Consider the following 22855-nt stretch of genomic DNA (forward strand, 5'->3'; position numbering starts at 1 on the left):
GACCCCCCATGTCCGGCCTGAACGGCCTCGTCCTCAAATGCCGGACGGGCTGTTGCAGTTACTCCTACAGCTTCTCCACCGGTGCGTACCTCAGCAGCAGGCGCTTCGGCTTGGTGTCGCCGAAGTCGATCGTCGCCTCGGCGTTGCCTCCCGTGCCCTTCACGGCCACGACCGTGCCGAGCCCGAACTGGTCGTGAGTGACCCGATCGCCCACGGCCAGCGAGACCACCGGCTTCTCGGAGGCGCGGCTCGTGGCGAAGCCGGACGCGCCCGACGCCGACGAGCGCGAGCGGGAGGAGGACAAAGAGGCGGCAAGGCCCGACGCCGGGCCGGAGGAGACCGGGGCGGTGGCGCCCGTCCGCTTCCAGTCGACGTGCTGTGCCGGGATCTCCTCCAGGAACCGGGAGGGCGGGTTGTACGACGGCTGCCCCCACGCGCTGCGCAGCGACGACCGGGTCAGATACAGCCGCTCACGCGCGCGCGTGATGCCGACGTACGCGAGCCGCCGTTCCTCCTCCAGTTCCTTGGTCTGGCCGAGGGCGCGCATGTGCGGGAAGACGCCGTCCTCCATGCCGGTGAGGAAGACGACCGGGAACTCGAGGCCCTTGGCGGTGTGCAGGGTCATCAGGGTGATGACTCCGGAGCCGTCCTCGTCCTCGTCGGGGATCTGGTCGGAGTCGGCGACGAGCGCGACGCGTTCCAGGAAGTCGGCGAGGGAGCCGGACTCCTCGCCCTCACCGGACTCCTGCTCGAACTCCAGGGCCACGGCGGCAAGTTCCTGGAGGTTCTCGATGCGGGTCTCGTCCTGCGGGTCGGTGGAGGCCTGCAACTCGGCGAGGTAGCCGGTGCGTTCGAGGATCGCCTCCAGGACGGTCGCCGGGCCCGCGCCGGACTCGACGATCGTCCGGAGGTCCTCCATCAGTGTGTTGAACCGCTTGACGGCGTTGGCCGACCGCGCGGCCATGCCGTACGCCTCGTCGACGCGGCGCAGCGCCTGCGGGAAGCTGATCTTCTCCCGCTGGGCGAGGGCGTCGATCATCGCCTCCGCGCGGTCGCCGATGCCGCGCTTGGGGACGTTGAGGATGCGGCGCAGCGGCACCGAGTCCTCGGGGTTGGCCAGCACCCGCAGGTAGGCCAGGACGTCCCGGACCTCCTTGCGCTCGTAGAAGCGGACACCGCCGACGACCTTGTAGGGCAGGCCGACGCGGATGAAGACCTCTTCGAAGACACGGGACTGGGCGTTGGTGCGGTAGAAGACGGCGACGTCCGAGGCCTTCGCCTCGCCGGCGTCCGTGAGACGGTCTATCTCGTCGGCGACGAACTGGGCCTCGTCGTGCTCGGTGTCGGCGACGTAGCCGGTGATGCGGGCGCCCGCGCCGGCGTTCGTCCACAGGTTCTTGGGGCGGCGGGACTCGTTGCGCTCGATGACCGCGTTCGCGGCGGAGAGGATCGTCTGGGTGGAGCGGTAGTTCTGCTCCAGCAGGATCGTCGTCGCGTCCGGGTAGTCCTCCTCGAACTGGAGGATGTTGCGGATCGTCGCACCGCGGAAGGCGTAGATCGACTGGTCGGCGTCGCCCACGACGCACAGTTCGGCGGGCTGCAGGTCGTACTCGTTCGGCGGTACGTCCTCGTCGTGCGCCCCGGTGCCGACGAGTTCCCGTACGAGCGCGTACTGGGCGTGGTTGGTGTCCTGGTACTCGTCGACCAGGACGTGCCGGAAGCGGCGGCGGTAGTGCTCGGCGACGTCCGGGAAGGCGCGCAGCAGGTTGACCGTCGTCATGATCAGGTCGTCGAAGTCGAGGGCGTTCGCCTCGCGCAGCCGCGACTGGTACATGGCGTAGGCCTGGGCGAGGGTCTTCTCGAAGCCGTCGGCGGCCTGGGCGGCGAAGTCCTCCTCGTCGATCAGCTCGTTCTTCAGGTTCGAGATCTTGGCGCTGAAGGACTTAGGCGGGTAGCGCTTGGGGTCGAGATCCAGGTCGCGGCAGACCAGGGCCATCAGGCGCTTGCTGTCGGCGGCGTCGTAGATCGAGAAGGAGGAGGTGAAGCCGAGCTTCTTCGACTCCCTCCGCAGGATGCGCACACACGCGCTGTGGAAGGTCATCACCCACATCGCGTTCGCGCGCGGGCCGACGAGCTGCTCGACGCGCTCCTTCATCTCGCCCGCGGCCTTGTTGGTGAAGGTGATCGCGAGGACCTGGCCCGGATGCACGTTCCGTTCGCCCAGGAGGTAGGCGATGCGGTGGGTGAGCACGCGGGTCTTGCCGGATCCGGCGCCGGCCACGATGAGCAGGGGGCTGCCGGAGTGGACGACGGCCGCGCGCTGGTTCTCGTTCAGCCCGTCCAGGAGCGCGGCCGGGTCGATCGCCGGGCGGGGGGCACCGTTGCGGTAGTAGGCCTCCCGGTCCGGTGGCACGTCGAACTTCCCGCCGAACAGATCGTCCGGAACCGGCTCCGGTCCGTGATCGCCCTCGGGCGGCGGCGGAGGTTCCTCCTCGTGCCCCCGGGGGGCCTGGAGGTTCGCCAGGAAGCTGTCGTCAAAGAGGCTGCTCATCGCTCTCCGAGTCTAGGGTGCCCCACTGACAGCCCGCCGCCGCCCTGAGCACATCGCCGGAATCCTCGGGCTCCCCTGGGCCTCCACGGCCGCAGAATCCCCGATTCTTCCAGACCTGGCCGCCAGGCGTCCTCTCGCTCTCCAGAACCGTGCCGTCACGGACCGTGATCGAATCCTCCCGGATTGCCGACCACGTGCGACCCGCTGACCGAAGGTCACGAAAATGTATCGGGCATATCGAACATCAACCTTCACAGGGGCCACACGAGTTGGCTACCGTTCCGGCAGGCCGCACGACCCCCACCGGCGAACGTCGCCGGGCCGCGCGGCCTCCGCCGAGTCCGGGGCGCCGCCGCGCATCCGGAGCCGGGGACCCACACCGACCTTGGGGTGAATCGGTCTCCTCCCTTTCGGGGCACGGACCGTAGGGCAACCCTTCCGAACCACCCGCCCGAACCCGACAGCTAACTCGGTAGGCGGAGCATGGAAGGAGTCGCCTCCCTTGGCGTCGCACCGCAAGTCGCGCCCCGCGGGTACGCGCGTAGCAGGCATACGCACCCCCGCCCTCGCCACGGCCGCCCTCACCTCGGTGGCCCTGCTGTCCCAGTCGGCGAACGCCGCCCCCGCCGCCGACGGCAAGCCCAGCCTCGAAGAGGTCGAGAAGAAGGTCGACGACCTCTACCGCCAGGCGGAGTCGGCCACCGAGAAGTACAACGCGGCCAAAGAGAAGACCACCAAGCAGCGCAAGAACGTCGACACCCTCCTCGACGACGTCGCCAAGCGCATGCAGAAGCTCAACGAGGAGCGGGACCGGCTCGGCTCCTTCGCCGCGGCCCAGTACCGGACCGGAGCCGCCGCACCCGACACGGCGACCTTCCTGCTCGCGGACTCTCCGCAGGACTACTTCGACCAGACGCAGCTGATGGGGCGGCTGACCTCCCGTCAGAAGAGCGCGGTCGACGAGTACTTCACCGAGCAGTCCGCGACGATGAAGAAGCGCCAGGAGGCCTCCAGGAGCCTCGAGACGCTGACCGCGACACAGAGCGACCTGCAGACCGCCAAGTCCGCGGTGCAGAAGAAGCTCTCCGACGCGCGCGAGTTGCTGTCGAAGCTGACCGCCGAGGAGAAGGCGCGGCTCGCGGCGATCCAGAAGCAGCAGCAGGAGGCGGCGGCCCGTAAGGCTGCTGAGCTGGCGAAGCAGCAGGCGGCGGCGGAGAAGGCCAAGGAAGAGGCCGCGGCCCAGGACGGCGGCTCCACCTCGGGCGCGGGATCCACCTCCGCCGGCGACTCCTCGTACGCCACCAAGGCCGAGAAGGCGCTCGCCTTCGCCCGCGCGCAGATCGGCAAACCGTACGTCTGGGGCGCCACCGGCCCCGAGTCCTACGACTGCTCCGGCCTCACCCAGGCCGCATGGAAGGCCGCCGGCGTCGACCTCCCCCGTACCACCTACGACCAGGTCAACGCCGGCACCACGGTCTCGCTGGCCGACGCCCGGCCCGGCGACCTGATCTTCTTCTACGACGACATCAGCCACGTCGGCATCTACATCGGCAACGGCATGATGATCCACGCCCCGAAGCCCGGCGCGTACGTCCGCGAGGAGTCGATCTACTACGGCGGCGAATCGATCATCCACAGCGTGGTACGGCCTGCCTGAGGCACCAGAGGGCAGGGCACGCGCGCGTGCGGGGCAGTTTGTGATGCACGCGCGCGTGGCCCGCCCTCAACCCGAGCCGCACTCCTTAGCATCGGCCCCATGTCCGGCCCGACCTTCCTCCGCGCCCGGTGGGCGCAGCGTTCGCCGGCGGCCGGGGCCGCCGTGATGGCGACCGGCAGTGTCACGCTCGGACTGCATCTGACGGGGCACGAGGTGCTGTCGCGGATCGCCCTGGGGCTGGCCTGTGTCTCCTGGGCGGTGCTTGCGGCGGGCTTCGGCGTCCGGCTGGTGCGGGAACCGGAGAGGTGGCGGGCGGAGGCGGGGACGCCGGGGGCGCTGAACGCCGTCGCGGCGACCGCAGTCCTCGGCACCCGGTTCTCCGCCCTCGGACGGCAGACCCTCGCCGAGGCCCTGCTCGCGCTGGCGGCCGTGCTGTGGCCGCTGCTGCTGGTGCAGGTCGCACGGCACTGGCGGCGTCACATGCCCGGCGCGGTGTTCCTGTGCTGCGTGGCCACGCAGGGGCTCGCGGTGCTCGGCGCCACGCTCGCCGAGGTCGAGGCGACGGCATGGCTCGCGCACGCGGCGCTCGCGCTGTTCTGGCTCGGCCTCGTCCTCTACGGCTGCGTGCTGGCCCTGTTCGATCTGCGACAGGTGACGGAAGGGCTGGGCGACCAGTGGGTGGCGGGCGGCGCGCTCGCCATCTCGGCACTCGCCGGATCGAAGCTCGTCGCGGCGGACAGCGCGCGCCTGTACCTGTGGGACGACGACGACCGCGGTGTCCTGCGCGCCGTCACCGTGGCGCTGCTCGTGCTCGACCTGGCCTGGTACGCCGTACTGCTCGTCGCCGAGGCGGTCCGGCCGCGGCGCGGCTACGACGTGCGGCGCTGGGCGACCGTTTTCCCGATGGGGATGACGGCGACGGCCGTACTGTCCGTCGCCGCCGCCCTCGACGCCCCGTGGCTGAGGCGGCCCGGGGAGGTGCTGCTGTGGATCGCGGTGGCGGCGTGGCTGGCCGTTGCCGCGGGGGCCGTCGCCGCGGCCCGCGCCGGCATCAGGTCCACAGCACCGCGATGAAGATGTTCGCCGTGGTGAGCAGGCCCACCAGCCCGAACAGGCTCTTGTCGATCTTCTCCTCGTCCCGCTTCACATAGACCAGGCCGAGGATCACGATCAGCAGGGCCAGCTTGATCCCGATCTTGATGTTGTTGACGTGATGGTCGTCGGCCTGGTTGAGGCCGACCAGGATCGCGCCCGTGACCAGCATCGTCAGCGCACCGTGCAGCATCCCCGGGACGAAACGGGCCTCGCCGCGGCCCATCGCCTTCATCTGGGTGAGGAAGCCGCCGAGGAGCGCGGCGATGCCGACGATGTGCAGGCCGACGAAGAGATGGATGAGTACGTCCATGAGGCCGGAGCTTAAACAGGGGCGCACGGGGCGCCGGACACCGCCCCCGGCCTTCATCGGTGGATCCTGCATATATGCGGCCCATAGCACCCCGTCATCCGTACGGGTCCCGGAACCGTCACATCGGTCAGCGCACTGCGTGAAGTCGACGGTGCGAGTCCTGGATCACGGCCGCATACGGTCACCCGGCGATCCGTCCGGGGCACTTCCGCACATCCCGTTACCGGGCCGACACAGACAGGTTTAGCGTCCTCCACCAGGTGACCGGCTCCCCACCGCCGCCCGGGCCAGGGGCGGCAGTCGGCCACCACCGCCGAGAAGGTCCGGCGGCGGCCCGCTCCCCCTGTGCGGGCCGCCGCCGGACGCGTAAGCCGCCCCGGAACGGGGGGTCCTACGAAAGGACGGGCAGTCCACGTGGCAGCGCACCGAAAGCCCAGTCGGCGCTCGCTCAGCGGCAGTCCGGCCCGGACGGCGTTCACGATCGCCGTGGCGGGCGCGGCGACCGCGACGGGCTTCGACGGGACCGGGCACGCCGAGCCGGACCTGACGCCGACGCAGGTCAGGGCGGAGGTGGACAAGCTGTACCAGGAGGCGGAGGCCGCCACCGAGAAGTACGACGGGGCGAAGGAGCAGGCCGACGCCGCCGAGCGGCGGCTGTCGGCGCTGCGGGACGAGGCGGCGCGCAAGACGGACCGGCTCAACTCGGCGCGGGACGAGCTGGGTTCGATCGCCGCGGCGCAGTACCGGGGCGGCGGTCTCGACCCGGCACTGCAACTCGCGCTGTCGGACGACCCCGACCACTATCTCGAGGGCGCCGAGTTCGTCGACCGGGCGGGCACCCGGCAGGCAGCGGCCGTGGCGGACGTACGCCAACAGCTGCGGGAGATCGAGCAGTTGCGCGGGGCCGCCCGCATCGAGCTGGCCGGGCTCAGGTCGCGGCAGGCGGAGCTGAAGCGGGACGAGAAGACGATCACCGGGAAGCTGGATGCGGCGCGGCGCCTGGTGTCCCGGTTGTCGGCCGCCGAGCGCGCCCGGCTCGGGGACGGCGGCAACCGCGCCTCACGGTCCGCCACGGGTGCCCGGGACGGCCTTGTGCCCCTGGGAACGGCGACCGCCGAGGCGCCCGACTCCCGTGCCGCGGCGGCCCTCTCGTATGCGTACTCCAAGCTCGGCAGCCCCTATGTGTGGGGCGCGACCGGCCCGGACGCCTTCGACTGCTCGGGCCTCGTCCAGGCCGCCTACCGCTCCGCGGGCATCTCCCTGCCCCGCACGACGTATGCCCAGATCGACGCCGGCCGCCGCGTATCCCGCTCCGAACTGGCCCCGGGCGACCTGGTGTTCTTCTACTCCGGCATCAGCCACGTCGGCATCTACGTCGGCAACGGCATGATGATCCACGCCCCGAATCCGTCGGAGCCCGTGAAGATCGCGCCGGTCGACGAGATGCCGTTCGCGGGCGCCACACGCGTGGTGTGAGCTTCGGACGGACGCCCTCAGACCAGCCGTCGCGCCGTAGCCCACCGCGTCAGTTCGTGCCGGTTCGACAACTGCAACTTCCGCAGGACCGCCGAGACATGGGACTCGACCGTCTTCACGGAGATGAACAACTGCTTGGCGATCTCCTTGTACGCATACCCCCGGGCGATCAGACGCAGCACCTCCCGCTCGCGCTGGGTGAGACGGTCGAGGTCCTCGTCGACCGGCGGGGCGTCGGTGGAGGCGAACGCGTCGAGGACGAAGCCCGCCAGACGCGGGGAGAAGACGGCGTCGCCCTCCTGCACGCGGAAGATGGAGTTGACGAGGTCCGTGCCGGTGATCGTCTTGGTGACGTAGCCGCGGGCGCCGCCCCGGATCACTCCGATCACGTCCTCCGCCGCGTCCGACACGGACAGCGCGAGGAATCGGACCGGCTGCTCGGCGTCCGCCATCAACGCGGCGCAGCGGCGCAGGACTTCGACGCCACCGCCGCCCGGGAGGTGCACGTCGAGGAGGACCACCTCGGGGCGGGTCGCGGTGATGACCGTGACCGCCTGGTCGACGTCCGCGGCCTCACCGACGACCTCGACTCCGGTCTGCTCGGTCTGGCCGATCTCGGCCTGGACTCCCGTACGGAACATACGGTGGTCGTCGACGAGGACCACACGCACGTGCCGTTCGCCCGCGCCACCGCCGGCCGCCGGCTCCACAGGCTCCGCGTTCCCCTCGGTCGGGTCGCTCATCACGTCTTCTCCGCCCTCTCCATCTCCAGCTCGACCTCCGTGCCGCCGTCCGGCACCGCGCGCAGCCGCGCCGTACCGCCGTGGCGCTCCATGCGGCCGATGATCGATTCTCTGACGCCCATGCGGTCGGCGGGTATCGAGTCCAGGTCGAAGCCGGGGCCGCGGTCCCGGACCGACACGAAGACGGTCTTTCCCTCGACTTCGGCGTAGACCTGTACGGCGCCGCCCTCGCCACCGTACTTGGCGGCGTTCACCATCGCCTCGCGCGCGGCCTGCATCTGCGCGCCGATCCTCTCGTCGAGCGGGCAGTCGCCGACGATGACGACCTCTATGGGGACGCCGTGCTTGTCCTCCACCTCCGCGGCGTTGCGGCGCACCGCGTCGGCCAGGTCGGTGGGTTCGTCGGCCTCGTCCTTGCCGGTGCCCTCGGGCTTGTAGAGCCAGGTGCGCAGGTCGCGCTCCTGGGCGCGGGCCAGGCGGCGCACCTCGTTCGCGTTCTCCGCGTTGCGCTGGATCAGGGTCAGGGTGTGCAGCACGGAGTCGTGGACATGGGCGGCGACCTCGGCGCGCTCCTGCGCGCGGATGCGCATCAGGCGCTCCTCGGAGAGGTCCTGGGTCATACGGACGAGATAGGGCCCCGCGAGGAGCGTTATCCCGACGAGGACCGCGAGGGCCGCCTGCAGGACGGAGCCGAGGTGGGCGGCGGAGCCCTGGAGCACGAAGATGCCGGAGACGCCGGCGGTGACGAGGAGGACACCGCCTGCCGCGCGCAGCAGGGTGAGCGTGCGCCGGCGGCTGCCGACCTCGACCCAGCGGGCCCGGCGGGCGTTGTCCGCCTGGCGCCAGACGAGGGCGACGCCCGCGCCGACGAGGACGGCGGGCCAGAGGTAGGCCTTGGCTCCGCCGCCCACCTTCACATTGCCCACGAAGACCAGGGCCACGACGACCATGAGGAGCAGGGCGACGATCTGGCCCTTGTCCGGCTTGCGGGCGACGAGTCTGCGACGGCCGTCCGGCGAGGTTTCGGTGGTGACCAGCGAAGGGGGTTTCTGGCCGCCGACGCCACCGACGCCGAGCGGCACGAAGAACCAGAACGCGGCATACAGCAGCGCGCCCAGGCCGTCCGCCATGAACAGGCCCACGAACACCAGGCGCACCCAGATGACCGGCAGCCCGAGATGCCCGGCGAGCCCCCGCGCCACGCCACCGAGCCAGCGTCCGTCGCTGCTGCGGTAGAGCTTGCGCGGCGGCCGCGGTTCGACGAGTGGCGCTGCAGCGGCTTCCGGCATGCCATCGATACTCGCAGGGTCGGCGGGCAGGGGCATCAGGGTCGACCCCCGAGACACCCCTGATCTTCGAACCCGGGCCCGGTCGAACGGTTCCCGGTCGCCGGCTCAGGGGCGATATCAGGGTCCGGCCAGGGTCGTACCGACTCCCGTCCGAGCGGCTCGGCCGTCACCATGGACACATGACAGATCACGAGCGCGCCGCGACGGGTCCCGGGCCCGGCTCCGGCCCGCGCCCCGCTCCGGGCGCCGGGCCGCAGGACGCCGCGCCCGCCGCGGATGCCGCACCCGCCGCCGGGGCTGGGCCCGGTGCGGGCGCGGGCGCGCAGGAAGAGGGGGTCGCGGGCGCGGAGGGCACCGAGGCTCCCCACAGGTTCCGCCGCGACCGCCGGTACAAGGTGCTCGCCGGGGTCTGCGCCGGGCTCGGGCGGCAGTGCGACATGGATCCGGTGATCTTCCGGATCACCCTCGCCGTGCTCTCCGCGACCGGCGGCATCGGCCTGCTCTTCTACGGCTTCGCCTGGCTCCTCATCCCGTACGAGGACGAGGAGGAGAACGAGGTCCGCAAGCTGCTGACCGGCCGCGTCGACGGCCAGGCGCTGACCGCGGTGATGTTCGCGCTGGTCGGCTGCGGGGTGTTCCTGACCTTGCTGAAGAACGGCGGGGTGCTGGCCTTCGCCGTCGTCCTCTCCCTGCTCCTCGCGGGCGCCGGTTACTGGTCACGGCAGCGCGGCGCCCCCGACCCCGACCCGCTGGCCGCGCAGGCCGTGGCCGACGCTCCGCCGGAGGCCCAGGCGCCGCCGGTCATGGTCACCTATCCCTCCTGGTGGCGCGACCCCATCGTCAAGGACGGCACGCACGTCGGCGGCACCGGCTATCTGTGGGGCCCCCGGGACTCCCGCGAGCGGGACATCGCGGCGGCGGTCAACATCAGCCTCGGCACGTCCTGGACCGACCGCGCGGACATCCGCACACCGCGCCCTGCGGCACCCAGACCGCGCGGCCCCCGCTGGATCGGCGGCTGGGTCTTCCTGCTGGCCCTGCTCGCGGGCGGCCTCGGCACCGGGCTGACCTGGGACGACCATACGCTCGGCACCAGCCTGCAGACCGGGCTGTCCTGCGCGCTCCTGGTCCTCGGTCTGGGCATCGCGGTCAGCGCCTTCCTGGGGCGCACGGGCGCCGGCTCGGTCTTTCTCGCCCTCATCACGGCGGCCCTGCTCGCCGGCTCGGCGGCCCTGCCCAAGGACGTCGGCACACACTGGACACGCACGACCTGGCAGCCGGCCACGGTGGCCGACGTGCAGGGGAAGTACGAGGTCGGCAGCGGGGTCGGCACCCTGGACCTGAGCCGGCTGCACCCGGCCAAGGGAGAGACGGTGAACACGAGAGCCGACGTCGGTCTGGGCCAGCTGAAGGTGATCGTGCCGAAGGACGTGACCGTGAAGCTGAGCATCGACGTGGGGGTGGGCGACATCCAGATGCCGGGCGACAAGCCGGGAGACGTGGACGTGGAGCCGGGCAGGCACAAGGAGGTGACCCTGTCGCCGGTCTCGGGCGGCAGGAACACCGGCACGCTCGATCTCGGGCTCCAGGTCGGCCTCGGACAGGCGGAGGTGAGCCGTGCTGCGTCATGAGTTCCAGCCGGGGAAGCTGGTCGCAGGCGTCTTCCTCGCCCTCGCGGGCGCCCTCTACGCCGGTGACGCGGCCGGCCTGTGGGAGACACCGTGGTTCGAGGTGATCCCGGTCGTCACGGGCGGCCTCTGTCTGGCCGGAGTAACGGGAGCAGTGGCCCGGGGCATACGGCGGCGCAGGACGGCAGTGTCCGGAAAGGGCACGAGTGAGGCACAGCTGAATGCTCCGGGAACCTGACCAAACCCGGGTCGTGCCCCCAGGGTTCGCCACCGGTGGCCCCCGCCGACCAGGAGCTACCGGTAACCGGCCGCCCGTTGCCTGCGCCGTGCGCGGAGTGCGGCGTCCAGGGAGAACGTGGCGGCGCCCGCGAGGACGAGGGGGAGCCAGGCCATCAGGTAGGCGAGGTCGTTGCCGTAGTAGTACGGGTCGGAGGCCCAGCTCACGGTCAGCCACAGGCTGAGGGAGATGAGTGCGCCGCCGAGCGCTGCCAGGCGGGCGAACAGGCCGATCAGGGTGCCGATGCCGACCGCCAACTCGCCCAGGGCGATGGCGTACCCGAAGCCCACCGGGTTCTTCAGGGCCATGTCGACCATGGCCGGGATGGCGGAGGAGTCGCGGACGTTGCGCATCATGTCGCCGATGGACCCGGAACCGGAGCCCTTCATGAACGCGCTGTCGGTGAGCTTGTCCAGCCCGGCGTAGATGAAGGTGACGCCGAGGAAGACGCGGAGCGGAAGGAGGGCGTATCGGGCGGCGAAATCGCGCCGGCTCCGGTCGCCGTCGAGGTACGGGGTGTGCGCTTCGCTGCGTATGCCGTGAGTCATCGCTGTCGCCTCTCGCCCGCGGTGCCGGGACCCTCACAAGACGATACGTACGTCGAGGACGATGCGCTCAATGTGTTCGTGCCGATTTCAGTGCCCGTGCCCCGCGTGGAGAGGGGGTGTCCCATTCAGCCCGTCAGGATCGGTTCGGTCCATCGGGATCGGTTCAGTCCGTCACGTCGATCGCGTATCTGTTCGTCTCCACCCCAGCTGCCGTGACCACTTGCACCTCGACCCTCCCGGGTTCCACCTCCGCCGGCACGGGCACGGTCAGTGCCGTGTCCGTCGGGTTGCTGAAGCCGCCGGTCACCGGGACGAGGGGCACATGGACGTTCACCGTGCCGATGCGGACCACCATCCGGGTCAGCCGGTCGGCGCCCTGGGCGCCCGGCGGGACGAAGCCCGCGCCGCGGATCTCGATGTCGTCGCCCGTGCGGATCGGGGCGTCGAGGTCGCCGGCCTCCCGGGCGCGCACCACGGAGAGGATCACCGGGCGGCCGCCCTCCGCGTACTTGCCGGCCACATAGGTCGCCGCCGACACCAGCACCACCACCGCGAGACCCCACGGAAGGTCCGGCAGCTGGTCCGGGCGGCGGGCCAGCCGTACCGCGGCGAACAGGACGGCGACGGTGCTGATCACGACGTACTGGATGTCGGCGAAGGTGCCCCGCCCCGAGTCGTCGGTCAGCAGGTCGGCCGCCCGGGGCCGGTCCGCCCGTACCTTCTGCAGCCGCTGGCCGAGGACCCGCAGCCCCACCACGCGCCGTACCAGCACCGCGATGCCGCAGACCACGGCGAGGACGGTGACGACACCGGCGCCGCGGGCGAGTTCGAGACCGGAGATCACGGCGTCGCGCTCCGCGTGGTCGGAGGCCGCGGCGAGGCGGCCGGCCAGCAGCAGCACGGCGTAGGCCACGAACAGCACCCAGGCCGCCGCCACCGTGCGGGAGGTGGACAGGCGGTTGTCCTCGCCGACGACGGGAGCCAGCACACCGCCGCGCGCCCGGTGGAACCAGGACGCGGCGGTCAGTACCCCGCCCACGACCACAGCCGCGAGGAGGCCCGCCGTGCGTGCCGCGGTCCAGCCTGCGCCGATCGCCGTGAGCGACTGCACCAGCAGCAACAGCACCACCAGGGCCCACACCGCACACACCGTCCGCCGCCACAGCCGGGCCAGCCAGGCCTCGCCCTCGGCGCGACCGCGTTCGGCGACGAGTTCCGCGGACTGGGTGAGCTCCTCCGAGACCCACTGGCGGGAGGCCGAGGCCGAGTGCGCCACCGCGGCGGGCAGCCCCTTCCCGGCCGCGAAACCGTCGCGCATCAGCAGGAATTCGGCGACCGCGCGCCGGTGCCCCTCGCGCGCCCCGTGCGGGCAGTCCCCGCAGGTGCAGCCACCGCCGTGCGCACCTCTGCGGGCGCCCGCGTCCGCGCCGCCTCTCGCCTCCTGCACCGCCACGCCCGCCGCCCGCCTTCCCCGCAACGTCTACGGCCGGCGGCCCTGTCCGGCAGTCGGCCGCCGCCCTGCAACACCCGTGTGATGACAGCGAATTGTGCCCTACGCCATGCCACCCCCGCCCGCCAGGTCTGGTCAGCCCGGGGTGAAGTGGGGCCGTCGTGTTGACCCTGCTGCGAGAATTTCCCTATGGCCGAGATCATCCAGCGGGACGGGACCTGGGCCTTCGACGGCACCACGGTCAGGATCACGCCGGGTCTCCACCGCTCCGTGCCGCTCTTCCGGCAGACGTACGGGGAGGTCGCGGTGCCCCTCGAAGCCGTCGCGGGCGTGGTCTTCGAACCGGAGCGCAAGCGCGGACGGCTGCGGATACGGCTGCGCGAGGGCGCCGATCCGCTGCTCCAGGCGACCGGCGGTCGGCTGCCGGATCCGGCCGACCCGTACCGGCTGGTGGTGGACGTCGACCGGGCCGGGGTCGCCGAGTACGTGGCCGAGGAGATCCGCCGGGCCCTCCTGCTCGACCAGATCCCCAAGGAGCCGACCAAGGCGTATCTGCTGCCGGGGCCGCCCGTCCCGGTGTCGGTGCGGTCCTCCGACGGCACCGTCTCCTTCGACGGCACCCAGGTGCGCATCGACTGGGCCGACACCTCCGACCGGGTGAAGCGGGCGACCGGGCCGCGGATCATCGCCGTCGGGGACCTCGTGCAGGTCGAGTGGCTGCCCAACTCCGGTTACGAGGACGGCTTCCTGCGCTTCGTGACCCGCGAGACGGTGTTCTCCAAGCTGCCGCCGGAGAAGGACCCGTACGCCCTGGACCTGTGGGGCAGCGCCCGCCGTGACCTGCTCACCGCGCTCGTCGCCACCGCGATCACCGCGCGGCTGCCGCATCCGTCCACCCGGGGCGGCGGCGAGCAGGCACAGCGACGGCCGCCGACAGCAGCCGTGCCGCCCGCGGCCGACCACCACGACGTACTCCTACGGCGGCTGCGGGAGTTGGGCGAGCTGCACCGGGACGGGGTGCTCACGGACGAGGAGTTCGCGATGACCAAGGCGGCGGTACTGCGAGGCTTCTAGCTGAGCAGATCGGGTTCGCTGCGGCTGATGTCCTGCCACAGCGGCTGGTAGTTGATCCATGCCACCAGGTCGCCGCCGAGCTGCTCGCGGGTCGCCACCGCCGCCCTGTGGTCGATGAGCAAGGGGCGTCCGGCGGCCTTGGCGGTGAGCTGCACCTGGGCGGAGCGTTCCATGGACAGGAACCACCAGGCCGCCGCGTCCACCGAGTCCCCGACCGTCAGCAGCCCGTGGTTGCGCAGCACGAGCGCCTTGCGGGTACCGAGCGCGGTGGCGATACGGCGGCCCTCCTCGGCGTCGACGGCGACACCGGTGTAGGCGTCGTAGAGGGCGTGGTCCTCGTAGAAGGCGCAGCTCTCCTGGGTGATGGGGTCCAGGAGGTCGCCGAGCGCGGACAGGGCGCGGCCGTGCACCGAGTGGCAGTGGGCGACGGCCACCACGTCCGGGCGGGCCGCGTGGACCTGGGCGTGGACGGTGAAGGCGGCCTGGTTGACGTGGTAGCGCCCCTCGATCACCTGCCCGTCCGAGTTGGCGAGCACCAGGTCGCTCACGGTGACGTGCTTGAACGGCATTCCGAACGGGTTGACCCAGAAGCAGTCGCTGTACTCGGGGTCGCGCGCGGTGATGTGCCCCGACACGCCGTCCTCGAAGCCGAGCCGCCCGAAGATCCGCAGCGCGCCCGCGAGCCGTTCCTTGCGATGCCGGCGCTCGTCGTCGACCGAGTCGTGCATCGGCGGCATCGCGAACCGCAGCCGGTCGCTGGGAAGGGCGGGCGGCGGAGTGGGCCCGGTCCCGGGGGTCCCGTGCATGTGTCCTCCAGCACTGGGTTGCTGTACGGGGCGGAAGTTACCGTCGGTCAGCCCAGGAGAACAGAGATGTTCTGTAAAGATGACGCGCGCAGCCGTTGCGAGGGCGCGTGGACGGAGGCCCGCGCCCCCATTCACGCGGGCCCGCGCCCCCATTCACGCGGGCCCGCGCCCCCGTCCACGCGGGCCGCGCCCCGCGAATACCCGACAGAAGGTGTCGGGTATCGGCGTCACACTCGCCCTATGACAGCGAACTGGGCGGCTTTCGTCGCCGCCGAACCGGAACTGGCCCGGACCGTCGAGGAACGCTTCGGCACCTTCACCCACCATGTCCTCGCCACTCTCCGCAAGGACGGCTCCCCGCGCACCACCGGCCTGGAGGTCCGTTTTCTCGACGGTGAACTGTGGCTCGGGATGATGCCGGGCTCGCTCAAGGCCCTCGACCTGAACCGCGACCCCCGCTTCGCGCTCCAGGCGAACCCGGGGCCGGGGACCGGGATGGGCGGTGGTGACGTGCGGATCGGCGGGCGGGCGATCGGCGTCGAGGACGGCGCGGCGAAGGCGGCGTACAGCAAAGAGGTGGAACCGCCGGAGCCGTTCCACCTCTTCCGTACCGAGCTGACCGAGGTCGTGAGGACCTACGTGAAGGACGACAAGTACCTCGTCGTCCAGGTCTGGAAGCCCGGTGAACCCCTGCGCACGATCAAGCGCACCTGAGCCCGATCCCCGCAGGGGCCTACTCCCACTCGATGGTGCCCGGCGGCTTCGACGTCACGTCGAGGACGACCCGGTTGACGTCCGCGACCTCGTTCGTGATCCGGGTCGAGATCTTCGCGAGGACGTCGTACGGCAGGCGCGACCAGTCCGCCGTCATGGCGTCCTCGGAGGAGACCGGGCGCAGGACGATCGGGTGGCCGTAGGTCCGGCCGTCACCCTGGACGCCGACCGAGCGGACGTCGGCGAGCAGGACCACCGGGCACTGCCAGATGTCGCGGTCCAGGCCGGCCGCGGTCAGTTCCTCGCGGGCGATGGCGTCGGCCTCGCGCAGCAGGTCCAGACGCTCCTTGGTGACCTCGCCGACGATACGGATGCCGAGGCCGGGGCCCGGGAAGGGCTGGCGCTGGACGATCTCCTCCGGCAGGCCCAGCTCCTGGCCGACCATCCGGACCTCGTCCTTGAACAGCTTGCGCAGCGGCTCGATCAGCTGGAACTCGAGGTCCTCGGGGAGGCCGCCGACGTTGTGGTGGGACTTGATGTTGGCGGTGCCGGTGCCACCGCCGGACTCGACCACGTCCGGGTAGAGGGTGCCCTGGACCAGGAACTCCACCGCCGGGCCCTCGTCCGCGATGATCTCCGCCTGGGCCTGCTCGAAGACCCGGATGAACTCGCGGCCGATGATCTTCCGCTTCTCCTCGGGGTCGGAGACCCCGGCGAGCGCCTTGAGGAACCGCTCCTCCGCGTCGACGACCTTCAGCTGGACGCCGGTCGCGGCCACGAAGTCCTTCTCGACCTGCTCGGTCTCGCCCTTGCGCATCAGGCCGTGGTCGACGTACACGCAGGTCAGCTGGGATCCGATGGCCTTCTGTACGAGCGCTGCCGCCACGGCGGAGTCGACGCCGCCGGACAGACCGCAGATGGCGCGCTTGTCGCCGACCTGCTCGCGGATCGCTGCGACCTGCTCCTCGATGACGTTCCCGGTGGTCCAGGAGGGGGTCAGGCCCGCGCCCCGGTACAGGAAGTGCTCCAGGACCTGCTGGCCGTGCGTCGAGTGCATGACCTCCGGGTGGTACTGGACGCCGTAGAGCTTCTTCTCGTCGTTCTCGAAGGCGGCGACCGGGACGACGTCCGTGGAGGCCGTGACGGTGAAGCCCTCGGGGGCAGCGGAGCAGGCGTCGCCGTGCGACATCCACACCGACTGCTCGTCCGGGGTGCCCTCGAAGAGGGTGGAGCCGGTCTTGGAGACGTGCAGCGGAGTACGGCCGTACTCGCGGGCGCCGGTGTTGTCGACGGTGCCGCCGAGGGTCGTGGCCATCAGCTGGAAGCCGTAGCACATGCCGAAGACGGGGACGCCGGAGTCGAAGATCTCGCGGTCGAGGCGCGGGGCGCCCTCCGCGTAGACCGACGAGGGGCCGCCGGAGAGGATGATCGCCGCCGGGTTCTTGGCGAGCATCTCCGCGACCGGCATGGTGCTCGGCACGATCTCGCTGTAGACCCGGGCCTCGCGGACGCGACGGGCGATGAGCTGGGCGTACTGCGCGCCGAAGTCGACGACCAGGACGGTGTCGGGAGCGGCGGCAGCGGGGGTCGCTGATGACACGGGGTGCCTTCCGGCGGTTGGGCGGGGTCTTTACTTGCCGAGTCTACCGGGGTGGCCGCGTGGTGACCTCGCCGTCTGCTGGGGGCTGCGCCCCCAGACCCCCGCTTCGGCCTGAACGGCCTCCTCCTCGAAGGCCGGACGGGCTGGAGTTGCCGGACCCGGCGCTGGGATGCCGGACCCTCGCTGAGATCGGTTCCCCCGGGTCTCACGATGCGAACCAGGTTGGACCGGATCGTGCGGCCGGGCATACTGGCCCCATGCTCACGCACCCGACCTTCCTCTTTACCTATGGCAACCGGCCCGCCGGCTGCCACGGTCGTGCTGCTTGAGCTACTGACAAGCGACTTCCCAGGCGCCCCGGGCCGACAAGGCCCGGGGCGCCTGTCGTTTCCGGGTCCTGCCGCTCCGGGGCACCGCATCCCACCCACCGATGAGGAGCCCCCGACATGACCGCCACCGCAGCTGAGAAGAACGTGGCCGAGAAGACCGGCGCCCGTACCGCCGAGGCCGCCGACGTGATCACCGGCGCGCGGGAGCGCATCGACGCTCTCGACGACCGGATCATCGGCCTGATCCAGGAACGGATGGCCGTCTCCGCCGTCATCCAGGAGGCCCGCATCGCCTCCGGCGGGCGGCGCGTGAACCTGTCCCGCGAGTTGGAGGTCCTCGGCCACTACAGCGAGGCCCTCGGCAAGCCCGGTACGTCCCTCGCGATGACGATGCTCGAACTGTGCCGCGGTCGCATCTGAGTTCGCAGCCCCTTTAACCCGTACGGCGCGTGACCGCCCGGCGAGCCCCTTCGTTGGTGGTGGTGTCCGTGCCAGCCAGGGGCGGGCCCGAAAGAACCACGCGTGGCTTGCTGGAGTGATGAGACGTGCGGGTCGTGCCGAACGTCGTGGGACCTCACTCCAGGGTTGTGACCGGACGGCAGGGGACAGCAGCCCGGTCACCCAAGTAAACGGTCGGCCCCGGGGACGCCCGGGGCCGACCGTTCGGAAAATGCAAAAATGCACAACCCTGGGTCAAACGGTTGCGTACGCCCCGTCCATCCAGCACGATGCGTAGAAAGCCCCCAAGTCCCGCCGCAGACCACTGCATTGCCTGCACTTCCGTACCGTCAGAGGTCGAGACCATCCGCGCGCCCCGAATGCGCCGGGGCGGCGACCCAGGGCACACAGGACAAGCGGCGCAACCCCCCGGCGCCGCTCCCAGGCACCGGCGCTGCCCTGACGTCGGTGCTGACGGAGAAGGGCCCCGCGGCCCAAGCCCGCGGGGCCCTTCGCATGTCCGTGCACCGGCCGGACCACCGTGCACCGGTCAGGCCTCGGGCACCGGTCAGACCCTGGACACCGTCCCGCAGCCCTTCGTGAGGCCCTCGTCGATGCCCTTGCTGCGGTCGTACGGGTCCGTCGTCGGGCCCGTGGGAGGGGCGCCGGTCGCGGTGTCCGACGTGAACGCCGGGTGCAGATAGCCGTCGTAGACGTCACAGGCGGAGTTGCCGATGTCGCGGTCGTAGCGGCGAATGGTGATCTTGCCGGGGGTGACCTTGTAGCGGACCGGGTCGGACATCTGGATGTCGAGGACGCGGCGCACGATGGTGCGGGTGACCTCCTTCGAGCCGCCGGCGCGGGCGACCGGGTAGACGAAGGTGTAGTCCGCGTGCACGGCGACGGAGGACTGTTCGCCGGCCTTGAAGGTGATGCGGCCGCGGGTCTTGATCACGTCGCCGACGAGCCTGATCTCCGCCGGGTCGAAGCGGCTGAACATGGACAGCGGGTCGTGCTTCTCGTCCGGTTTGCTCAAGGCCGTGTCGAGCCGTGCGAGGAGCTCCGTCTGCCGCGGTTCGATCACGCCCAGCGCGGCGGCGGGGCGTTCGCCGCGCAGGGTGGCCGGGTCGAGGTTTGCGGCGACCAGGAGGGTTCGGGTCTGCTGCAGGACCTGCTCGACCTGGGCCTTCGAGAGCGTGCCGACACGGGTCGCCTTCGGCAGGACGATGCCCGCCGCACCGTCGGCCCAGCGCTCGGCCGGGGAGCCGGCGAACGGCCGGGCGAAGGAGGGGGTTTCGGAGTCCGCCGGGGAGGGCGGGGCGGTGGGGGCCGCGGTCTCCGCCGGGAGCGGGGAGGCGGAGGGGCCCGCGTGGTCCTTCGTGCCGAAGGGGTCGCCGGGGAGGACCGACGGCTTCACGGCCACGACGGCCACGGCGACGGCGAGCAGGACGCCGAGCACCGGCCAGACGCGGCGGCGCCGTTCGGGGTGGGCCGGAGCGCGCCAGGTCTCCGGGCTCTCGCCGCGCGCGTCCTGCTGCCGCAGCCGCTCGGTGACCATGCGGGCGCGGGCGGAGGGCTCCTTGGGGGCGGCAGCGAGCTCCGCCTCGGTGTCCTTGAGGAACTTGTCCCACACGTCGTCGGGGACGGAGGGCTCCTCGCCGGAGCCGGAACTCCGCTCTGGGGACGATCTGTCGGCCACGACGCGGACGCCTTTCTGTCAGGGCTCTTCGGGGTTCTCAGGGGCTCATCGAGGTTGCTCGTCGGCGGCTGTCATGTGCATCGCCTGTCGAGCAGCAGAGCGTACGTGACCCGGCTTGCGTGAGGAACGGCGGCTTCGTGAACTGCCGCCTGCCGGGAGCGAGTGACGTAGGCCACATAAGAATTCGGTTAATGCCTGCGCAACCATTCACAGGCTTCACGGATCCAACCATGCGAACCAAGGGCCACACCCGCGCCCCACACGCGGAGCCCTCCCATTGGACTGGACTCCCTTGAGGTTGTCATGAAGCTTCGTCGTGCCATGGGCGTTGCGGCCGCCACCGCGGTCCTCGCGCCCCTCGCGCTGCTGTCCGCGCCCGCCGCCTTTGCGGACGAGACGCCGGCAGGCGCCACCGAGACCGTGTCCGAGACCCCCACCGAGACGCCGAGCGACACGGCCACGGCGACGGCGACGGACACCGGCCGGCCGACCGACACGGCCACGGCGAGCGCCCCGGCGTCCAGCTCGGCGCCGGCCACGAGCGCCCCCGCGAGCGAGTCGGGCAAGCCCACGTCCTCCACGTCGGCCGAGCCGAGCGAGGACCCGTCGCCCTCCGACGGACCGGTCGACGAGTGCAAGGACTCCAAGGTCGACGTCAGCATCACCGGTCTGCCGGGCAAGATCGCGGCGGGCAGCGGCTGGCACAAGTTCTCGCTGAACGTCCTCAACAACTCCGACTCCACGCTGAACGACCTCGACTTCTTCGCGGGGGCCTCCCCCGACAAGAACGGCGAGGACCTGTTCAAGAGCAAGCAGGTCCGGCTCCAGGCGTGGAACCCGGACGACAAGGTCTGGGAGGACCTCGACGAGGGCGGTTACGCGGTCGGCTACGTCGGCTACGCCGACGAGCTGAAGCCCGACTACGAGATCGACATCCCGCTCCGGGTCAACGTCACCTCGTCCGCCCCGGTGGGCGCCGGCTTCTCGCTCGGCGCCACGATCTACGGCGACAGCGACGGCAAGTGCACCGGCTACGGCGACGTCGCCTACAAGTTCCAGATCGTGTCCGGCGGCACGGACACGTCCGGCACCAAGCCGCAGGAAGGCGGCGAGGCTCCGGTCACGGACACGAAGCCGTCCAGCGACACCCCGAAGGTCACCGGCAGCCTCGCTGCGACCGGTTCGAGTTCCGCCCTGCCCGTGATCGGCCTCGTCGGCGGTGTCGCCGTCGTCGCCGGTGCCGGTGCGGTGTTCGCGGTGCGTCGCCGTCGGGCCGGCGCGGGCGCGTAACAACAGCTCACTGCAGGAAAGAAGGACCCGCACTCGGAGGGGGGTGCGGGTCCTTCGCCGTGTCTGAGCGGTTACTTCTTCGGCGGCATGGCCGGCATTCCCAGGAACGGCAGCTTCAGTGCACCGAAGGCGTCCGCCGGGACCGCGGGGGCCTTGGGCTCCACCGGCTTCAGGCGTTCGTACGCCGCTCCCTGGGCCGGACGCGGGTCCTCCTCGCCCTTGTTGGGCCAGTACGACATCGCGCGCTCGGCCTGGGCGGTGATGGTGAGGGACGGGTTCACACCGAGGTTGGCCGAGACCGCCGCGCCGTCCACCACGGAGATGCCGGGGTGGCCGTAGAGGCGGTGGTACGGGTCGATCACGCCGGTCTCGCGCGAGCTGCCGATCGGGCAGCCGCCGAGGAAGTGGGCGGTGAGGGGCGTGCCCATGAGTTCGCCGACGTTCGAGCCCGCGAAGCCGTTGATGTCGGCGGCGATCGCCGAGGCGCCCTCCGAAGCGGCCCTGATCTGCTTGGGGTTGGGGGCGCCGTGGCCCTGGCGGGCGGTGAGCAGGCCCTTGCCGACGCCGTCCGGCTTGAGGTACGTCGTCAGGGAGTTGTCCAGCGACTGCATCACCAGGCCGATGATGGTCTTCTCCGACCAGCGGCGGTTGGAGAGGGAGCGCAGCACCAGGACGGGGTGGCGGGCCGCGTTGGCGAGCCAGCCCATGACCCTCGACGAGCCCTCCGCGTACGGCACCTGCAGGATGGACAGGCTGCCCATCGAGTTGGAGCCCTTGCCGTAGCGGACCGGCTCGATGTGGGTGTTCTCGTCCGGGTGGATGGACGAGGTGATGGCGACTCCCCTGGTGAAGTCGACCTTCGGTTGGCCGGTCGCCTTGCGGTAACGGCGGTTGTCGGTCTGCGCGCCGACCAGCGCCTCGGAGTTCGTACGGGTCAGCTCACCCAACCTGTCCGAGATGTACGGGAGTTGACCGCCCGCCTTCATGCGGTGCAGCAGGGTCTGGGTGCCGTAGGTGCCGGCGGCCAGGACCACTCTGCGGGCCTTGAAGGTGCGGCCCTTCGACGACTTGCGGCGGTCGTCGGTCGGGAGGGTCGCCACCGCGTAGCCGCCCTGCGAGTCGTCCGTGATCGACACGACCGTGGTCATCGGGTGCACGACCGCGCCCGCCTTCTCGGCGAGGTGGAGGTAGTTCTCGTTGAGGGTGTTCTTCGCGCCGTGCCGGCAGCCGGTCATGCACTCGCCGCACTCGGTGCACGCCCTGCGGGCCGGGCCCGCGCCGCCGAAGTAGGGGTCGTCGACCTGCCCGCCGGGCGCCGCCTTCGCCTTCCCGTCCGCGTCCTTCCCGTCGCCGAAGAACACGCCGACCGGTGCCATGTGGAAGGTGTCGCCGACGCCCATCCGCTCCGCCGCGGCCTTCAGATGGACGTCGGACGGGGTCATCGTCGGGTTCAGCCGTACGCCGAGCATGCGCTGGGCCTGGTCGTAGTACGGCTTCAGCTCCTCCTGCCAGTCCGTGATGTCACGCCACTGGGGGTCCTCGAAGAACGGCTTCGGCGGTACGTAGAGGGTGTTGGCGTAGTTGAGGGAGCCGCCGCCGACGCCCGCGCCGGCCAGGACCATGACGTTGCCCAGCAGGTGGATGCGCTGGATGCCGTACATCCCGAGTTTCGGCGCCCAGAGGTAGTTCCTGAGGTCCCAGGAGTTCTTGGGGAGGGACTCCCGGGTGAAGCGGCGGCCGGCCTCCAGGACACCTACGCGGTAGCCCTTCTCGGTGAGGCGAAGGGCGGTGACGGAACCGCCGAAGCCGGAGCCGACGACGATGACGTCGTAGTCGTAGGTGTCCTGTGACACGTGCTCTCCTCGTTGAGAACGGGTGTTT

Annotated in this window: 19 protein-coding genes and 1 riboswitch; of the genes, 9 read left to right on the forward strand and 10 right to left on the reverse strand. The window is 71.1% G+C overall.

Going from position 1 to position 22855, the window contains the following annotated elements:
- Positions 1 to 64 precede the first annotated feature (64 nt).
- Positions 65 to 2551, reverse strand: a complete 2487-nt coding sequence (gene pcrA / locus ACFY1E_RS18015; RefSeq protein WP_389076785.1) for a DNA helicase PcrA — start codon at positions 2549 to 2551, stop codon at positions 65 to 67.
- 323 nt (positions 2552 to 2874) lie between these two features.
- Positions 2875 to 3045, forward strand: a riboswitch (cyclic di-AMP (ydaO/yuaA leader).
- A gap of 8 nt (positions 3046 to 3053) precedes the next feature.
- On the opposite strand from pcrA, the gene ACFY1E_RS18020 reads away from it, so the two are divergent.
- On the forward strand, positions 3054 to 4208 hold the full coding sequence (locus ACFY1E_RS18020) for an NlpC/P60 family protein (RefSeq protein WP_389076787.1): 1155 nt from the start codon (positions 3054 to 3056) through the stop codon (positions 4206 to 4208).
- 99 nt (positions 4209 to 4307) lie between these two features.
- Entirely contained in the window at positions 4308 to 5282 is a 975-nt protein-coding gene (locus tag ACFY1E_RS18025; protein WP_389076789.1) for a tellurite resistance/C4-dicarboxylate transporter family protein, read from the forward strand.
- Here ACFY1E_RS18025 and ACFY1E_RS18030 read toward each other — a convergent pair.
- Entirely contained in the window at positions 5260 to 5613 is a 354-nt protein-coding gene (locus ACFY1E_RS18030) for a hypothetical protein (RefSeq protein WP_389076791.1), read from the reverse strand. The two genes, ACFY1E_RS18025 and ACFY1E_RS18030, sit on opposite strands and share 23 nt — an antisense overlap.
- A gap of 414 nt (positions 5614 to 6027) precedes the next feature.
- Here ACFY1E_RS18030 and ACFY1E_RS18035 point away from each other — a divergent pair, with 414 nt between their 5' ends.
- Positions 6028 to 7089 carry an NlpC/P60 family protein gene (locus ACFY1E_RS18035; protein ID WP_389076794.1) on the forward strand — a complete coding sequence of 354 codons (1062 nt, stop codon included), beginning with the start codon at positions 6028 to 6030 and terminating at the stop codon, positions 7087 to 7089.
- Positions 7090 to 7106: 17 nt separating this feature from the next.
- Here ACFY1E_RS18035 and ACFY1E_RS18040 read toward each other — a convergent pair whose 3' ends face one another.
- Together ACFY1E_RS18040 and ACFY1E_RS18045 are read right to left on the reverse strand one after the other, a co-directional pair.
- A complete protein-coding gene (locus tag ACFY1E_RS18040; protein WP_389076796.1) occupies positions 7107 to 7832 on the reverse strand; it encodes a LuxR C-terminal-related transcriptional regulator in 726 nt (241 codons plus the stop codon).
- Positions 7832 to 9121, reverse strand: a complete 1290-nt coding sequence (locus tag ACFY1E_RS18045; RefSeq protein ID WP_389076799.1) for a PspC domain-containing protein — start codon at positions 9119 to 9121, stop codon at positions 7832 to 7834. Before ACFY1E_RS18045 ends, ACFY1E_RS18040 begins: the two co-directional genes overlap by 1 nt.
- A 179-nt stretch (positions 9122 to 9300) precedes the next feature.
- Between ACFY1E_RS18045 and ACFY1E_RS18050 the strand changes: the two genes are divergently transcribed.
- Both ACFY1E_RS18050 and ACFY1E_RS18055 read left to right on the forward strand, forming a co-directional pair.
- On the forward strand, positions 9301 to 10752 hold the full coding sequence (locus ACFY1E_RS18050) for a PspC domain-containing protein (protein ID WP_389076802.1): 1452 nt from the start codon (positions 9301 to 9303) through the stop codon (positions 10750 to 10752).
- Positions 10739 to 10987, forward strand: a complete 249-nt coding sequence (locus ACFY1E_RS18055; RefSeq protein ID WP_389076804.1) for a hypothetical protein — start codon at positions 10739 to 10741, stop codon at positions 10985 to 10987. Before ACFY1E_RS18050 ends, ACFY1E_RS18055 begins: the two co-directional genes overlap by 14 nt.
- Positions 10988 to 11043: 56 nt before the next feature.
- On the opposite strand, the gene ACFY1E_RS18060 is transcribed toward ACFY1E_RS18055, so the two are convergent.
- Positions 11044 to 11574 (reverse strand): DoxX family protein, encoded by a 531-nt coding sequence (locus ACFY1E_RS18060; protein ID WP_389076806.1) that lies wholly within the window; start codon positions 11572 to 11574, stop codon positions 11044 to 11046.
- Positions 11575 to 11737: 163 nt separating this feature from the next.
- Entirely contained in the window at positions 11738 to 13027 is a 1290-nt protein-coding gene (locus ACFY1E_RS18065; RefSeq protein WP_389076809.1) for a hypothetical protein, read from the reverse strand.
- Positions 13028 to 13213: 186 nt separating this feature from the next.
- Here ACFY1E_RS18065 and ACFY1E_RS18070 point away from each other — a divergent pair, with 186 nt between their 5' ends.
- Entirely contained in the window at positions 13214 to 14098 is an 885-nt protein-coding gene (locus ACFY1E_RS18070) for a DUF4429 domain-containing protein (protein WP_389076811.1), read from the forward strand.
- Here the strand turns inward: ACFY1E_RS18070 and ACFY1E_RS18075 are convergent.
- A complete protein-coding gene (locus tag ACFY1E_RS18075) occupies positions 14095 to 14904 on the reverse strand; it encodes a class II aldolase/adducin family protein (RefSeq protein ID WP_389076814.1) in 810 nt (269 codons plus the stop codon). The two genes, ACFY1E_RS18070 and ACFY1E_RS18075, sit on opposite strands and share 4 nt — an antisense overlap.
- A gap of 240 nt (positions 14905 to 15144) precedes the next feature.
- Here ACFY1E_RS18075 and ACFY1E_RS18080 point away from each other — a divergent pair, with 240 nt between their 5' ends.
- Positions 15145 to 15618 carry a pyridoxamine 5'-phosphate oxidase family protein gene (locus ACFY1E_RS18080; RefSeq protein ID WP_389076816.1) on the forward strand — a complete coding sequence of 158 codons (474 nt, stop codon included), beginning with the start codon at positions 15145 to 15147 and terminating at the stop codon, positions 15616 to 15618.
- A gap of 19 nt (positions 15619 to 15637) precedes the next feature.
- Here ACFY1E_RS18080 and guaA read toward each other — a convergent pair whose 3' ends face one another.
- Positions 15638 to 17218, reverse strand: coding sequence for a glutamine-hydrolyzing GMP synthase (guaA, locus tag ACFY1E_RS18085; RefSeq protein ID WP_389076819.1), 1581 nt, complete (start codon positions 17216 to 17218; stop codon positions 15638 to 15640).
- A gap of 446 nt (positions 17219 to 17664) precedes the next feature.
- Here guaA and ACFY1E_RS18090 point away from each other — a divergent pair, with 446 nt between their 5' ends.
- Positions 17665 to 17967 carry a chorismate mutase gene (locus ACFY1E_RS18090; protein WP_389076821.1) on the forward strand — a complete coding sequence of 101 codons (303 nt, stop codon included), beginning with the start codon at positions 17665 to 17667 and terminating at the stop codon, positions 17965 to 17967.
- 586 nt (positions 17968 to 18553) lie between these two features.
- Here the strand turns inward: ACFY1E_RS18090 and ACFY1E_RS18095 are convergent.
- On the reverse strand, positions 18554 to 19684 hold the full coding sequence (locus ACFY1E_RS18095) for a hypothetical protein (protein WP_389076823.1): 1131 nt from the start codon (positions 19682 to 19684) through the stop codon (positions 18554 to 18556).
- A gap of 303 nt (positions 19685 to 19987) precedes the next feature.
- On the opposite strand from ACFY1E_RS18095, the gene ACFY1E_RS18100 reads away from it, so the two are divergent.
- A complete protein-coding gene (locus ACFY1E_RS18100) occupies positions 19988 to 20974 on the forward strand; it encodes an LPXTG cell wall anchor domain-containing protein (protein ID WP_389076825.1) in 987 nt (328 codons plus the stop codon).
- Positions 20975 to 21045: 71 nt separating this feature from the next.
- Here the strand turns inward: ACFY1E_RS18100 and ACFY1E_RS18105 are convergent, their stop codons facing one another.
- Positions 21046 to 22827: a GMC family oxidoreductase N-terminal domain-containing protein gene (locus tag ACFY1E_RS18105; RefSeq protein ID WP_389076828.1), complete on the reverse strand. Its 1782-nt coding sequence runs from the start codon at positions 22825 to 22827 to the stop codon at positions 21046 to 21048.
- Between the last annotated feature and the right edge of the window lie 28 nt (positions 22828 to 22855).

Source organism: Streptomyces sp. NPDC001604 (assembly GCF_042893475.1).
Lineage (GTDB): Bacteria > Actinomycetota > Actinomycetes > Streptomycetales > Streptomycetaceae > Streptomyces.